Raw genomic sequence first — 15,024 nt, 5'->3', positions numbered from 1 at the left:
CGGTGCTAGCGCGTGGCGCTACAGCTGCGCCGCCAGCACCTTTTGCATCTCGCGCGTGATCGCCTTGACCAGCAGGGACTGGGGCTGCGAGACCGCGCGGATCGCGTTGACCGGCACCTGCACGCCGGGCGCCAAAGGCAGCACATCGACCTTGCTGCGGTCGGCAGACAAAGCCGTGCAGCCATCGACCATCGCCACCCCCAAACCATGGTGGGCCATGGCCAAGGCCGTGTGGTAGGTCTGCACCGTCACATAGTGGTCCAAACCGGCGCTGGATTCACGCGCCAGCTGGCTCAGCAGCATGCCCACTGGGTCTTGCGCATCCAGGCTGATGGTGGGCACGCCCGTCAGGTCATCGAGTGAGAGGCTGCCCGCCCGCAGCTTGAAGGGCGGCAGCATGCCCTTGGGCACCACGCAGACCATGGGCACGCGGGCCAGGCTTTCTTGCTGCAGGCTGGCCTGCTGCACATTGCTCAGCACAAAGCCGACATCGGCCTCCTGCATCACCAGGGCCGAGACGATCTGCGGCGAATGCAGCGACTGCAGGCTGACGCTGACATGGGGGTGCTTTTGCTTGAACTGCGCCAGTGCCCGGGGCAGCACCTCATGGCTCAGCGCCAGCACGCTGGCAATGCGCAGCTCGTCGCTGACGCGGCCCTTGCGCAGGCTGTCGGCCAGGCGCTGCACCTCTTCGAGCTGGGCAAACAGCTTTTCCATATGCGGCAGCAAGGCCAGTGCCTCACTGGTTGGCGTCAGCCGCCCCTTGCTGCGCTGGAACAGCGCAAAGCCCAGCTGCAGCTCGGCATGCTGCAAGGTGCGGCTGACGGCGGGCTGCGAGATATTGATGAGACGCGCCGCAGCGCTGACGCTGCCGGTGTGCATCACCGCATTGAAGACTTCGATATGGCGCAGGCGCATGGGCGGGGCCTCGGCGCTCAGCGGCCAGCGCCGAGGTTGCCGCCCCCGTTGCTGTCATCGGCCTGCATGCGCGCCAGGCGGGCGCTTTTCCAGTACACGTCATCACCGCCATCCACCCGGTTGAGCACCCGGGCGAGCACAAACAGCAGGTCGGACAGGCGGTTGAGGTACTGGCGCGGCGCAGCGCGCATGGCCTCGCCCTGCTCCAGCGCCACCACCATGCGCTCGGCGCGGCGCGCCACCGTGCGGCAGACATGGGCCTGCGCGGCAGCGCGCGTGCCTGCGGGCAGGATGAATTCGGCCAGGCGCGGCAGCTGGGCGTTGTAGTGCGCCAGCGCCGCATCGAGCTGCTGCAGTGCCTCGTCCTTGAGCAGCTCATAGCCGGGCATGGACAGCTCGCCGCCCAGGTTGAACAGCTGGTGCTGGATGTCGACCAGCAGCTCGCGCACATCGGCGGGCAGGGGCTCGCACAGCAGCAGGCCGATGTGGGAGTTGAGCTCGTCCACATCCCCCATCGCCTGGGGCCGGCCGCTGGCCTTGGAGACGCGGCTGTTGTCTCCCAGGCCGGTGCTGCCATCGTCACCGGTTCTGGTCGCAATTTGGGAGAGACGGTTGCCCATGGGTAATCCTTGTAAAGCGGCGGTTAATCTCCGCCTATTTTCTGTTACCGGCGCCGTAAATATGTAGCCCAGGCAACACTAAGCAAAAATGATAGCAAACCCGGCTCATTCCGGGTTCAATAGAGCCATGTCTGAATGACGAAAGGATCTGCAGATGTCCGGCAAGTTTTTCTCCCATCCCTTTGACACCCGCAGTGTGATGCTGTTTGCATCGATTGCGGTCACATCGGCGATGGCACATGCCCAGCCGCTCAACAGCAGCCAGCAACGCCTGGGCCCGGCCGCCAGCGGCAGCCGCATCATCCAGGTGGAGCGCCAACTGGGCACCCACGACCCGCGCCGCCACCAGGTGCGCCAGCCGGTCAAAAAATCGCTCTGATCTGGCCCTGATCGCCGGCCCAAACTACCGGCTCCCCGATCTCTCCCCCTCCCCGCTACGGCGGGGTTTTTTCGTTCTCGGCTGCAGCGCAGCGGACAGCGCTGAAAAGCGGGCAGTGCTATTCTTGGCTCCCGCCCTGGAGAAGCCCATGAACGCGCCCACATCCCCCCACATTCTGGCTGCTGCGCAGCGCCCCATCCCCGATGCCTTCATGGCGGCGCTGAGCGCGCGTTTTGGCAGCCAGTGCGTCACCTCGCTGGCTGTGCGCGAGCAGCATGGCCGCGACGAGGGCTCCCTCACCGCACCGCCACCGGCTGCCGTGGTCTACGCCCAGTCCAGCCAGGATGTGCAAGATGCCGTGGCGCTGTGCCACCAGTATGAGGTGCCCGTCATTGCCTACGGCGCCGGCTCCTCGCTGGAGGGCCATCTGCTGGCCGTGCAAGGCGGCATCAGCATCGATGTGAGTCGCATGAACCAGGTGTTGTCCATCGACACCGAGGACCTGACCATCACCGTGCAGCCGGGCATCACCCGCAAGCAGCTCAACGAAGCGATCAAGGATACGGGCTTTTTCTTCCCCATCGACCCGGGGGCTGATGCCTCCATCGGCGGCATGGCATCGACCCGCGCCAGCGGCACCAATGCCGTGCGCTACGGCACCATGCGTGAGAACGTGCTGGCGCTGGAGGTGGTGACGGCCAACGGCCAGGTGATCCGCACCGGCAACCGCGCCAAGAAAAGCGCCGCCGGCTACGACCTGACGCGGCTGATGGTGGGCAGCGAAGGCACCCTGGGCATCTTTACCGAGATCAGCCTGCGCATCTACCCGCTGCCCGAGGCGGTGAGCGCGGCCATCTGCTCCTTCCCCACGATCGAGGCGGCGGTGCGCACCGTGATCGAGACCATCCAGCTGGGCATTCCGATTGCCCGGGTGGAGCTGATCGATGTGAACGCGGTGCGCATGGTCAATGCCTACAGCAAGCTCGATCTGCGCGAAGAGCCCATGCTGCTGATGGAGTTCCATGGCTCGCCGACCGGCGTCAAGGAGCAGGCCGAGATGGTGCAGGACCTGGCCAGCGAGCATGGCGGCAATGCCTTTGAATGGGCCGAGCGCCCCGAAGACCGCACGCGCCTCTTTACCGCCCGCCACAATGCCTACTTTGCCGCCGTCTCCAGCGTGCCCGGCTGCCGCTGCATCACCACCGATACCTGCGTGCCCATCAGCCGCCTGGCCGATGCCTTGCTGCAATGCGTGACCGAGGCCGATGCCAGCGGCATCCCCTACTTTCTGGTCGGCCACGTGGGGGACGGCAACTTCCACTTTGGCTACCTGATCGATCCGGACAACGATGGCCAGCGCCAGCAGGCCGAGCAGCTTAACCACCAGCTGGTGCAGCGCGCCATTGCGCTGGGCGGCACCTGCACCGGCGAGCACGGCATTGGCGTGCACAAGCAGGGCTTTTTGCTGGAAGAGGCCGGCGACGGCGCGGTGGCGATGATGCGCGCCATCAAGCAGGCGCTAGATCCCAAGAACATCCTCAACCCGGGCAAGATCTTTCAGCTGGGCTGATTCAAACGCTCCACAAAAGCAAAGGCCCGCTCAACCAAGCTGTTGCGTGGGCCTTTGTCATGTGGAAACCCAGATCAGGCAGGCACCGCTGCCGCCTTCTGCTTGCGCGCCGCCACACCGGCACCCACAAAGCCGGCCGATACGACGCTGAGCACCATGCCCACCGCCGCGCCAAAGAACACGCCGGCGTTCATATGGTGGTCCAGCATGTAGCCAAACACCGGGGCCGCCAGGCAAAAGCCCAGATCCAGGCCGGAGTACACCATGCCATAGACCCGGCCCGTGGCGCCGGGGGGCGCAGCGCGCTTGACCAGCATGTCGCGCGATGGGCCGGCCAAGCCGGTGCCGATACCGGCCAACGCCGCCACGCCCAGCGCTGCATAGCCGGGCAGCCAGCCCGTGCCCACCAGCGCCAGCAAGACGCCCGAGAACAGCAGGCAGGCGGAGATCACCTTCTCCAGCCGCTCCACCCGGCCCACCAAAAAGCCACCCAGCACCATGCCCGCTGCGCCAAACAGCATATAGCCGGTCACCACATAGGCGGTGATGCTGGCCGGCAGCCCATAGAGCTGCTGCAGCGCGGGGCTGGAGAAGGACTGGATGGCGCTCATCGCGCAGGTGGTCCAGAAAAAGAAGGAGAAGCAGAGCCAGACCGACGGCAGCTTGAGAAAGGCCATCGGGTGCTCCTGCTTGCCAGCAACCGCCGACTTGGCAGGGGCTGCGCCCGGCAAGCTGACCCGGTCATCGAGCGCATCGCGGTTGATGACCATGATGACCAGGATGATGGCCGCCAGCGCCGCGCCACACAGGCAGGCGATGCGCCAGGAGCCGGTGGCCGAGGTGATGCCCGCCATGAACACCGGCGCGGCCGCCCAGCCCAGGTTGCCCGACAGCCCATGCACCGAAAAACCATGGCCCAGGCGCTGGGGCGAGAGGCGCTTGTTGAGGATGGTGAAGTCCACCGGGTGGAAAGGCGCATTGCCCAGGCCGGCAAAAATGGCGGCCAGCATCAGCCCGGCATAGCTGTTGGCGGTACCCGCGATGACCCCGGCCACCGCAAAGCTGCTGAGCGCGGCAAACATGATGGGCCGGGCGCCAAAGCGGTCGACCACAAAGCCGGCCAGCGCCTGGCCCACGCCCGAGACGATGAAGAAGGCGGAGACCAGCACGCTCAGCTCGGAGTAGCTGAAGCCGAAGTCGGCGATCAGCCAGGGAAACAGCGGCGGCAGCAGCAGGTGGAAGAAGTGCGAAGAGCCATGGGCCAGGCCCACCAGGCCGATGGTGCGGGAATCCTGGCGCAGGCTGCCCAGCGCGCTGGGGCCCGGCGTTGTTGTTGTGGTGCTTGTCATGGCACCGATGGTAGCCAAAGCCCTGCCGGCATGTATGCGACAGAAGGACGATTACTATCGCCAAGGTGCCAAGCCGCTGCGCCTGCCCCTTGCAGGCTGCAGGGCCTGGCCTTGTTGCCACCCCGCGACCCGCTTTGCGCTCCCCGCTGCCATGACCTCTGCCGTGTCCAAGCCCCGCACCCGCCCGGCGCGCCCTGCTGCCGGTGCCGCCCTGGCCAGCCGTGCCTGGCAGTATGTGGATTCGCTCACCCCCCATCTGTTTGTACCCACCGCCGAGCGGCCGGTGCGCGCCAAGCTGCGCGAATTGGGTGGCGATACCCAGGTGCTGCCGCACCAGCATGCCTGGGCGCAGCTGGCCCTGTCCATCACCGGCACCGTGCACCTGCGGGTGCCCTCGGCCACCTTTGTGGTGCCGCCCCGCCGGGCGCTGTGGATTCCGCCCGGCGTGGAGCATGCGGTGACCCTGGTGGAGACGGCCGAGCTGCGCACCCTCTACATCTACCAGGCCGAGGGCCAGTGCGGCCCCAGCCTGGAGGACAGCACCAGCAACCTATGGCGACGCTGCCGCGTGCTGGAGGTGTCCGAGCTGATGCGTGCCCTGGTCTGCGACCTGCCGACCCTGCCCGATGATGCGCCCCCACCGACTGCGCTGCAGTTGGCGCGCGAGCGCCATGTCAGCGCGCTGCTGCTCGATGAGTTGCGCCAGGCCACCCAGCTCGATCTGCGCGTGGACATGCCGCGCGACAAGCGCTTGCACAGCCTATGCCAGGCGGTGCTGGACGACCCGCTGGCCCATGACAGTCTGCAGGCCTTTGCCCACAACAGCGGCGCCAGCCCGCGCACCATTGCGCGCCTGTTCCGCCAGGAGCTGGGCTGCACCTATCTGCAATGGCGCCAGCAGGTCATCCTGGCCAAGGCCGTGCAGCTGGGTGCCAGCGGCCTGGCCATTGGCCAGATTGCCGCCGAGCTGGGCTACACGCCCAGCGCCTTCAGTGCCATGGTGCAGCGCGCCTGTGGCCTCTCACCGGTGCGCTTTTTGGGCATGCAGACCCGCTAGCCCCAGTTTTTTCGCCTTCTTTCACCACACCCTTTCTCCTCCACCATGCCGCTGCACAGCTACGAACCCCGCCACGGCCACCGCCTGCCCCATGACCCCTTCAACGCCATCGTCGGCCCCCGCCCGATTGGCTGGATCTCCAGCATCAGCAGCGCGGGCGTGCTGAACCTGGCGCCTTACAGCTTTTTCAACGCCTTCAACTATGTGCCGCCCATCGTCGGCTTTGCCAGCGTGGGCCGCAAAGACAGCCTGAACAACATCGAGGCCACGGGCGAGTTTGTCTGGAACCTGGCGAGCGAATCGCTGGCCGAGGCCATGAACCAGAGCTGCGCGGCCGTGGGCCCCGAGGTCAATGAGTTTGCGCTGGCAGGCCTGGCCACCGAGCCCTCGCACCTGGTGCGCCCGCCGCGCGTGCAAGCCAGCCTGGTGACCATGGAATGCCGCTGCACCCAGATCATCCAGCTGCAAACCGCCCAAGGCGCGCAGGTGCCTACCTGGCTGGTGCTGGGCGAGGTGCTGAAGGTACATATCGACGAGCAACTGCTGCAAGACGGCGTGTACCAGACGGCAGCGGGCAAGCCGCTCTTGCGCGGCGGCGGGCCGGGCGACTATTTCACGATCAGTGAAGCGGGCAAGTTCGTGATGCGGCGGCCAGCTTGAGGCGGCGCTGAGCGGTCAGTCGCAGCGCATGCCGGTGGCGGCGGCAAAGCTGCCCAGTGACCAGCCCCGGCCCAGCAAAAACATGCGGGTGCTGAGCCGGTCCAGCTGCTCGGGCGCGATGCGGTCGCCGAGGTAGTGCATTTTCTTGTCGGTGATATCGACATAGCCCAGCCGGTGGCTGGCGGCCAGCTTGTGCCACAGCGCATGCGCGCCGGGCGACTGGCGCGCCCCGGTGACCAGGCACAGGCCCGCATCGAGCGCCCAGCGGTAAAGGCAGGTGGCCAGGCCCTGGCGCTGGTAGGCCGGGTCAAAGCGGCTGTGGGGGCCGCGCAGGTAGCGGTCGGCCCGCTTGTCCAGCTCGATCAGGCGGTTGAAGACGGTAAAGCCCGCAATGCGGTGCTCCAGCTGGTCTTCGACATAGACATAGAACTCGCCATCAGCGCTGCGGTAGCGGATGGCAAAACGGGGGTCGGACAAAGGAATCTCGGGCAGGCCGTAGAGCCTGTCGCCGGGGGTGTGGATGCGATCGTGGAGGGAGGCGCATTCGCCTTCCAGTTGCTGGGGTGGAATCGGGCTCACATCGATGCGCAACTCCACCGGTCGGTACAGCCACGATGCCCAAAATGGCGGTATGGCGACGTTCATGACAAGCTCCTTGGAGGGTTAAAAACCCGGCAGGTTAGCCCGTGCACGGTATCGCACGCAAAGGGTGCGATATACCCAAAAAAGCCCGCCTGGAGACCAGGCGGGCTGTCAAAGTGCAAGGCCTTGCGGCTTATTGCACACCCAATGTCATGGACGAGGTGGCACGGTTACCAATGGCCACCGCCGACGAGCGGTTACCCGACACATTGATGCCACTGGTGCTCGCCACACCGGATGCACTGTAGCTGCCGCTCACCACGGCGCTCACATTGCCGCTGTTGACCTGGTTGGAGGTCAGCACCGCACTGGCCATTTGCTGGCCGGGCAGGGACGAGACGTTCACCAGGTTTTCGGCGTTGTTGCCCACGGCCGTCGCGCTGGCGGTATTGCCGCTCAGGTTGAGCGTGTTGCCGCGTGAGAAGGCATTGGCGTTCAGCGTCGCCGAGGCCACCACCGCACCGCTGTTGTTTTGCGCATTGAGCAAGCCCACACCCGAGCCGCTGTTGAGCGCCGTACCCGCCGCCACCGTCACGCTGTTGAGCGAGGTATTGCCCGCAGCCACGGCCAGCGCCTGGTTGGACGAGCTGGTGAGGTTGCCATCGAGGCGGTTGGCGGCACTGCCCTGCATCTGCAAGCTGGCGGTCGAGGTCACGGCACCGCTGTTGTCCTGCACATTGCCCAGCAACGCAAACTGGTCGCTGGCCTGCGTGCCTGCAGCCACCGTCAGCTGGTTGTTGGCCACGTTGGCACGGGCCAGGCTGCTGGCCTGGTTGCCGGTGATGGTGGTGTTGCCACTGGCGTCGCTGACCACGCTGCGGCCGCTGAGAATCTGCATCTCGGTGGTGGCCGTGGTGTTGCCCGCCGACAGCTGCAGGTTGCCCAACAAGTTGGGTTGGGCGGTGTCCGCACTCAGGGTGCTCGTCGCACTGATATCCAGGGCGTTGGTGGCCTGGTTCTGGCTGGCATTGGCACTGAACTGGTTGCCGCTCACCACCAATTCATGGCCGCCCGCACGCGTGGTGTCCACGGCGGCATTGCCGTCGACACCCAGGTTGACGCGGGTCAGCGCCTGCGCATTGCCCGATTGCACCGCCTGCACATTGAACAGGTAGGCAGCAGAGCTGCCATCGATGCGGCTGCCGGACAGCGCTACCTGGTTGTCCGCCTGGTTCACGATTGCATCCGATGCGCCCTGGTTGCCCGTGACGGTCAGGCTGGAGCCCGAGGCCGTGTCCGCACGCAGACCGATCAGCATCGGTACCGGATTGGGAGACGGGCTCAGCGTGGTGAGACCGGCCACGGTGGCGCTGACATTGCCCGCGACATGGTCTTGCAGGTTGACCACGGCTGCAGCGGAATCGGACACGCCGTTGGTGGCATTGATGCGGGCCAGGTTGTCCGCCTTCTGGCTGGCAGCGGTGGCACTGAACTGGTTGCCGCTGACCACCAGGCTCGCATTGGAGGCGCTGCCGGTGCCTGCGCCCACCAAGTTGGAGCCGGCGCTGGCCTGCACGGCACCCGCCGTATGGGTCTGCGTATTGCCCACCAGCGCAGCCGATTGGGTCACCGCATTGTCGGCACCCAGCAGGGCGTCGTTGGTGGCGGATGCACCATTGGCTTCGGCGCTGATCTGGTTGCCGCTCACCGTCAGGCTGGTGCCCGACAGGCTGGTCGATTCGCTGCCAATGCGCGTTGCGCCCGCGCTGGCCGAGACGCTGCCACTGCTGTGGGTCTGGGCATTGCTGGTACCGGCCAGGGTGCTGCGGATATCACTAGCACCTGCGCGGGTCTGGTTGCTGGCGCTGGAGCCATTGGCCTCGGCTTGCACCCGGTTGGCGCTGACGGTCTGCGCGTCGTTGGTGCTGTCCAGGGTCTGCACACCCAACGCGCCCACCTGGGCGCTGGCCGAGACGCCGCTGCCGCTGACGGTCTGGCTGTTGCTGGTCTGCAAGAGCACATCGGTGATGGCGCCTGCCGCGGCCACGGCGCTGCGGTTGCTGCCGCTGTTGCCATCGGCCTGGGCGCCTACGCTGTTGCCGCTGACGCTGTAGCGGTTGTCCTCGGAGCCTGTCTTTTGGTTGTCGATGCCCAAGGTGGCCACGTTGCTGCTGGCGTTGATGGCGCCGCTGGTGGCCTGGGTAGCGGTGTTGACCAGACCTGCACCGCCGGTCTGCACCACGTCGCCCGCCGCAGTGATCTGCAGCACGCTGGTCTGCTGGTTACCACCTGCCGATGCCTGCACGCTGTTGCTGCTGACGCCCAATTGGCTGTCGGTCAGCGCCCGGTTGGTGGTGCCCAGCACACGGATACCCACCAGGTTCACCCGGCTCTCGCCGGTGACCTCACCAGCGGCTTGCTGGTCGACAGTGCTCGTGGCAGCAGCGCCGAGGTTGACACTGCTGGCCTGCACCTGGATTCCGGCCTGGGTGGTATTGGCTTGTGCGGCACTGTCAACCTGGTTGCCCGAGACGCCCAGGGTCAGGTTGTCCATGGCGTTGTTCGCATTGGCAGCGGTCTGGTTCAGACGGATGCCGACCCGGGTCAGGTCCGTGGAGGCCGAGACCGGTGCATTGGCAGCCACACCCTGCGTCACTTCGGTGGTGGCGGCGGTGCCCATGTCCACGGCTCCGCCGGTGACCAGCATGGTGCCCACGGAGGTGTTGCCAGTAGAGGCCGCACTGGCCTCGTTGTTGCTCACGCTGGCGGTGCTGTTGTCATGGTTGCCCGTGACGTTGTTGGCATTGACGCCGATGCTCCCGGTCGTGCCACTGCTGACCCCGCCATTGACCTGCTGGAGCACGCTCACCGTGGGCTGCACCAGCGGCTGGTTGTTGATGGTCAAGGCCGCAGCCGCCCCGGTGTCAAGCCGGTGCTGGTTGCCGATGGCCTGCGCATCGACGCCATTGGCGTTCACCACGCCATTGCTGGGGAAACTGGTGTACTGCGCCGTGCTGTTGTTCTGCGCGCTCACCGGGCCACTGCTGGTTTGGTTGGCCGTGGGGCCGCTCACTGGAAGGGTTCCGTTGCTTTGCGCCAGGGCCATGCCGGAGGTGGCAGCAATCAGCGCAGCTGCAGCGGCCAGCGGAGCCAGGCGTGCCCGGCGAAGAAAGGTTGGGTGCTTGTGGGACATGACTGTCTCCTAGTGGTACAGGGAGGAAAACTAGACGTGAATTGGGTGTTTTATGCTCTTAGTGCCCGTCTATAAAGCGCTATAAGCTATGAAATTGGTAGCTACAGAGAGCCGTCGCAATCAGGGCTTGATGTGCAGCCGGGCCAGCAGGCGGTAGCCCGCGCCGTAGCGGTGCACGGTGGTGTCACCCGGCGTGGGCCGCCACTGCACCTGCACCTGGCTCGGAGGAATGCCGTGCTGGGCCAACTCCGTACGCAGCGCTTGCAGGCGTTCCTCGGTCAGCGCATCGCGCCGGGCGGGGTTCTGGTCGTTCTCGTTCTCGCGGGCCAGCAGCGCCATGCGCACGCCCTGGCCGGCGCGCAGCCGGGTCGCCACGGTCTCTGCGGCGGTGGCCGATTGCTGGGCGATGCGGGTGTTGTTCTCTTCAAAGACCACATCCAGCGAGGTCATGGCAGCGGCCGTCTTCTCCGGCATGGCCGGGGTGGCTGCAGCGGCTGGCGCGGCGGCCGGTGCTGGCGCTGCAGGCTCGGCGGGCATCGGTGCTGGCGCCGAAGCAGCGGGCTCGGCGGCCGCCATCTTGGCGCCTTCCATGCAAGGGCCTGCCGGGGTTTGCGTCACGGTGCTGATCAGCTCCAGCACGCCCTGCTCCAAGGTGGTGCGCACGCCCAGTTGCACGGGCTCCAGGTCCTTGCTGCCGGCATTGATGTCAAACAGGTTGCTGCCAAAGAAGCGGAAGATGCCCACACCGATCTCGCGGCCCACGATCTGCTTTTGCAGGCTGACGGCACGCACCACGCGCAGGGTCTTGGTCTCGACGATGCGCAGGTCGGCGCCCACATTCATCGTGAAGACGCGGTAGCGCGGGCCGATCTGGTTGACCTGGGCTTCGATGCCGCCGGACTGGATGTTGTAGTTCACCTCGGTCAGGCCGCCGATGATGTAGTAATCGGAGCGCAGGATGGAGCCGCCGTAGTACGGCAGCCAGGGCACCGCCCGCTGGCCTTTTTCATCGGCCAGCGCATGCTGGTTGCCATCGCCCAGCTGGCGCCGGTCGGTGTAGGCCAGCTCCAGCTCGGCCACGCGGGTGTCAAAGCGCTCGCGCACATCAATGGCACCGCCCAGCTTGCCCAGCGCCGAATACACCATCAGCGATCCGCCCTGGGTGACGACGTTGCCGTCGCCTTGCGAGTACTTGCCGGTGTAGTCCTTGATATCGCCGACGGCAATCGACAGCGGCGCGCGGCCCTTGCCTTGCTCGACGATGCGGTGCGACAGGCAGGCAAAGCTGCTGTCCAGCGGCGTGCCATTGTGGCGCGGGCCCGGGCCTTGCATCACCGGCGCTTCGTCGTCGGCCATGCGGACTTGTTGGTAGGTGGGCAGCGCGCAGCCGCTCAGCAGCAGGGTGGCAGCCAGGGCCGACACGGTCATCGTGCGACGGGGCATCACAAAGCGCGCCGACGGGAATGAGAGGTTCAGGGTGTGCATGGGGTCCTCCGTCCGTGCTTTAGTTGATGGCACCGCTGGCACCGAACTGGCAGGCCGAGCTGCCGCTCACGCTGGTGCTCTGGTTGCCGCTGTTGTTCTGCGCCACCTGCATGTCCTGCTGGCCGTGGGCGTTTTCGCTGTTGATCGGCGCCATCGTGGTGCTCGATGGGCTGCCCTGCACGCCGCTGCTGATGGCGCCGCTGTTGCTCTGGTTGTTGTTGGCCACGCCGCCCCGGCCCAGGTTGTCGTTGCTGTCGCTGGCGCTGCCGGTGCTCGATGCGCTGTTGCCGGCCGAGGCATTGGTCTGCGGCGAAGCGACCTGGTTGGCCTGGTCGGCCGAGCTGCTGTTACCGGCCGCAGTGGGCTGGAAGTTGCAGTTCACCTGGCGCTCGATATTGGTGATGTAGGTGCTTCGGAAGGCGTCGTAGTAGCCGCCTTTTTTCTTCTCGACCAGGTCATTGACGAGGGCCCGGTTAGCCCGGTCGGCACTGGTCTGGAACTGCCAGGGCACCGATTCGCCAAGCCAGCCTTGTGCGTGGCTGGATGCGGCTGCCGACAGCAGGGCTGCGGCCAGATAGATGGAGCTGTGTTTCATGTCGTCCTCACAGTTTGTGTTTGTGCTGTTCATGGGCAAAACAGATGGAGCGACGACAGGAATCCCATGGCTGCCATGCCATCGCATGGGGTCTATAGTCAGCCGGTGGTAAGTAATTGTAAATAGACCAGATGTACTAGCTTAGAAGCCTAGAAACAGCCAAAAATCTTCTGAAAAAGCAACTCTTTATTTTGACTAAAACCTTAAAAATCATCATGCTCTATTCATTTTTAGCGCAGGGCCAGGGCCTACCAACCGCGCTGGAACGCGCACTAGTTCATATGGACTATTGGTTGCTTCCGTAAATAGATGTAAGGTACTCTCCTATGAAGACCTGCACCCAACACGCCGCACGAAGGAGCTTGCGGATATGACTCTCCCCCTTCCATCGGTGATGCTGGTGGATGACCACCCCCTGTTCCGCCAAGGCCTGCGCATGATGCTGTCGAGCAGCAACATGCTGCAGGCCGATATCCACGAGGCCGGCTCGGTCACGGATGCGGTGGCGCAGGAGCACTGGGTGAACCTGGTGATGCTCGATATCAGCATGCCCGGCTGCGATGGGCTCGAAGGCATTGAACAGATACGCAAACGCTGGCCGGGCGCCTATGTGGTGATGCTCTCAGGCCATGACCACCCCGAGCTGATGCGCGACGCCGTGCGCCAAGGCGCCTCGGGCTTTATCTCCAAGGCGCTGGAGCCCGAGGCCATCTGCGCGCAGGTGCAGCACTGGCTGCTGCGCAGCCAGGGCCTTGCCCAGACCGTGGCGGGCAAGGCCGGCAGCGCCTGCCTGGCGCCCGCCCAGTCGCCCAATGCCGAGGTACTGCCGCTGCGCCAGTACGAGGTGCTCAAGATGCTGGCCAAGGGCTTTAGCAACAAGGCGATTGCCAAGCACTTTGGGCTGAGCGAGCACACCATCCGCAACCAGGTGGCCTCCATCCTCAAGCACCTGGGGGCCGATACCCGTACCCAGGCCGTGCTGGTGGCACAGCGCAACGGTATCCTGCCGGCCACGGCCATCAAATAAAACAGCAGCCGGCGCCGCCCATGCGCCAGCGCGACGCAGCCCGCCCGGCAGGCTGCACAACCAGGAAGCGATGATGGACAAAGCCCAACGAGACACACCGAGCCTGCTGCGCTGGGGGTTGGCCATCCTCATGCTGTGTTGTCTGGTGGGGCTTGCGCCCGCCAAGGCGGCCTCCGAGCGCCTGCGCATCGGCATACCGCTGGAGCCCGCGTCTTTTGACATCACCAGCACGGCAGCAGCCACCGCCAGCGAGATCAGCTACGCCAATGTGTTTGAGGGCCTGACCATCATCGATGGCCAAGGCCAGATCAAGCCGCGCCTGGCGCAAAGCTGGACGGTGAGCAAGGATGGCAAACAGGTCGATGTGGTGCTGCGCCGCAATGTGCGTTACCACGATGGCAAGCCTTTCAATGCCAGCACCGCCGCCTTCAGCCTGCAGCGCCTGCTGCAGATGAAGAACACCAATGCCTACCTGGAATGGTTCGACAAGCTGGCCTCGGTCGAGGCACGCGAGGAGTTTTTGCTGCGCATCCACCTGAGCGAGCCCGACGCCCTGCTCAGCTATGCGCTGGCCATGCCCGGCGCGGTGATGGTGCATCCCGACAGCGCCGCCACCAATGCCAGCACGCCGGTGGGCACCGGACCCTACCAGGTCGAGAAGTGGACCAAGGGCAAGTCCATCGTGCTGCTGCGCAACGAGCAGTGGTGGGACAGCCGCAGACCTGCCATCCGCATAGCCGATTTCCTGTTCATGTCCAGCGCAGCCGAGACCGAGAACATGCTGGCCGAGGGCCGCATCGATGCGCTCAGCTCGGTCACACGGCTGACGGCCTCGTTCATGGCACGCACCGACTATGTGATGGGCCAGCGCGGCGTGGAGGGCAAGCTGCTGATCGCGATGAACAATGCCCGCGCGCCGCTCAGCGATATCCGGGTGCGGCGTGCCATCAACCATGCCATCGACCGCAGCCGCTACCTGGATATTTATGGCGGCTCGATCGAGGTGCTGCCGATTGGCAGCCACTTCTCCCCCCACCACCCGGCCTATGTCGATCTGGTGCAACGCTACCCCTACGACACGGCCCAGGCCAAGGCCTTGCTAGCGCAAGCCCAGGTGGCGCCCGGCACCAGCCTGCGGTTGGCGGTGCCCCCCACCGATTACGGGCGCTATGGCAGCCTGATCGTTGCTGCGCAGCTCGAAGCGATTGGCCTGCAGGTCGAGATCATTCGCATGGACTGGCCCACCTGGCTGGACCAGGTGCTCAAGAAAAAAGACTACGACCTGAGCCTGATCATGCATGTGGAGCCCATGGATATCGGCATCTACGCGCGCGATGACTACTACTTCAACTACAACAACCGGGTGTTCAAGAAGATCTGGGAAAAGCTGCGCGCCTCCTCCTCGTCGCAAGAGCTAGACCAATGGCTGGGCCAGGCGCAAAAGCAGTTGGCAGAAGATGCGGTCAACGCCTTTATCGTGGTGCGCCCGGAGCGCAACTTCATGCGCAAGGGCCTGGTGGGGATGTGGTCCAAGTGCCCGATCCCGACCTTTGCCCTGGAAGACCTGCGCTGGCAGAACTGAGACCGAT

At 65.3% G+C, this 15,024-nt stretch carries 13 protein-coding genes; 6 read left to right on the top strand and 7 right to left on the bottom strand.

Annotated features, from left to right (window positions below):
• Window positions 1-18 precede the first annotated feature (18 nt).
• Together M2375_RS11525 and M2375_RS11520 are read right to left on the bottom strand one after the other, a co-directional pair.
• Window positions 19-918, bottom strand: coding sequence for a LysR substrate-binding domain-containing protein (locus M2375_RS11525; protein ID WP_259166558.1), 900 nt, complete (start codon window positions 916-918; stop codon window positions 19-21).
• Between the two features lie 17 nt (window positions 919-935).
• Window positions 936-1,538, bottom strand: coding sequence for a cob(I)yrinic acid a,c-diamide adenosyltransferase (locus M2375_RS11520; protein WP_259166556.1), 603 nt, complete (start codon window positions 1,536-1,538; stop codon window positions 936-938).
• A 154-nt stretch (window positions 1,539-1,692) separates the two neighbouring features.
• Between M2375_RS11520 and M2375_RS11515 the strand changes: the two genes are divergently transcribed.
• Window positions 1,693-1,917, top strand: a complete 225-nt coding sequence (locus M2375_RS11515; protein ID WP_259166548.1) for a hypothetical protein — start codon at window positions 1,693-1,695, stop codon at window positions 1,915-1,917.
• A gap of 148 nt (window positions 1,918-2,065) precedes the next feature.
• The gene (locus M2375_RS11510) at window positions 2,066-3,487 is read left to right on the top strand and encodes an FAD-binding oxidoreductase (protein ID WP_259166546.1); all 1,422 of its coding nucleotides are present in this window, start codon (window positions 2,066-2,068) and stop codon (window positions 3,485-3,487) included.
• A gap of 74 nt (window positions 3,488-3,561) precedes the next feature.
• Here M2375_RS11510 and M2375_RS11505 read toward each other — a convergent pair whose 3' ends face one another.
• Complete coding sequence (locus M2375_RS11505; RefSeq protein ID WP_259166544.1) at window positions 3,562-4,836, bottom strand: MFS transporter; 1,275 nt, start codon at window positions 4,834-4,836, stop codon at window positions 3,562-3,564.
• A 151-nt stretch (window positions 4,837-4,987) separates the two neighbouring features.
• On the opposite strand from M2375_RS11505, the gene M2375_RS11500 reads away from it, so the two are divergent.
• Together M2375_RS11500 and M2375_RS11495 are read left to right on the top strand one after the other, a co-directional pair.
• On the top strand, window positions 4,988-5,893 hold the full coding sequence (locus tag M2375_RS11500; RefSeq protein ID WP_259166543.1) for a helix-turn-helix domain-containing protein: 906 nt from the start codon (window positions 4,988-4,990) through the stop codon (window positions 5,891-5,893).
• A 45-nt stretch (window positions 5,894-5,938) separates the two neighbouring features.
• Window positions 5,939-6,553 carry a flavin reductase family protein gene (locus M2375_RS11495; protein ID WP_259166532.1) on the top strand — a complete coding sequence of 205 codons (615 nt, stop codon included), beginning with the start codon at window positions 5,939-5,941 and terminating at the stop codon, window positions 6,551-6,553.
• A 15-nt stretch (window positions 6,554-6,568) separates the two neighbouring features.
• Here M2375_RS11495 and M2375_RS11490 read toward each other — a convergent pair whose 3' ends face one another.
• The 4 genes from M2375_RS11490 to M2375_RS11475 all read right to left on the bottom strand — a co-directional run bounded on the left by M2375_RS11490 (window position 6,569) and on the right by M2375_RS11475 (window position 12,408).
• A complete protein-coding gene (locus M2375_RS11490) occupies window positions 6,569-7,198 on the bottom strand; it encodes a GNAT family N-acetyltransferase (RefSeq protein WP_259166530.1) in 630 nt (209 codons plus the stop codon).
• Window positions 7,199-7,328: 130 nt separating this feature from the next.
• Window positions 7,329-10,328 carry a hypothetical protein gene (locus tag M2375_RS11485; RefSeq protein ID WP_259166528.1) on the bottom strand — a complete coding sequence of 1,000 codons (3,000 nt, stop codon included), beginning with the start codon at window positions 10,326-10,328 and terminating at the stop codon, window positions 7,329-7,331.
• A 120-nt stretch (window positions 10,329-10,448) separates the two neighbouring features.
• Complete coding sequence (locus tag M2375_RS11480) at window positions 10,449-11,813, bottom strand: CsgG/HfaB family protein (protein WP_259166517.1); 1,365 nt, start codon at window positions 11,811-11,813, stop codon at window positions 10,449-10,451.
• Window positions 11,814-11,832: 19 nt separating this feature from the next.
• Complete coding sequence (locus tag M2375_RS11475) at window positions 11,833-12,408, bottom strand: hypothetical protein (RefSeq protein WP_259166515.1); 576 nt, start codon at window positions 12,406-12,408, stop codon at window positions 11,833-11,835.
• Window positions 12,409-12,778: 370 nt separating this feature from the next.
• Here M2375_RS11475 and M2375_RS11470 point away from each other — a divergent pair, with 370 nt between their 5' ends.
• Complete coding sequence (locus M2375_RS11470) at window positions 12,779-13,435, top strand: response regulator transcription factor (RefSeq protein WP_259166512.1); 657 nt, start codon at window positions 12,779-12,781, stop codon at window positions 13,433-13,435.
• A 73-nt stretch (window positions 13,436-13,508) separates the two neighbouring features.
• Entirely contained in the window at window positions 13,509-15,017 is a 1,509-nt protein-coding gene (locus M2375_RS11465; protein ID WP_259166510.1) for an ABC transporter substrate-binding protein, read from the top strand.
• Window positions 15,018-15,024: the final 7 nt, after the last annotated feature.

Origin of the sequence: Comamonas sp. BIGb0152 (assembly GCF_024809975.1) — a bacterium.
Classification (GTDB): Bacteria; Pseudomonadota; Gammaproteobacteria; order Burkholderiales; family Burkholderiaceae_C; genus Comamonas.
The sequence above is the reverse complement of the archived record's forward strand: the minus strand, read 5'-3'. Positions and strand labels throughout refer to the sequence as shown.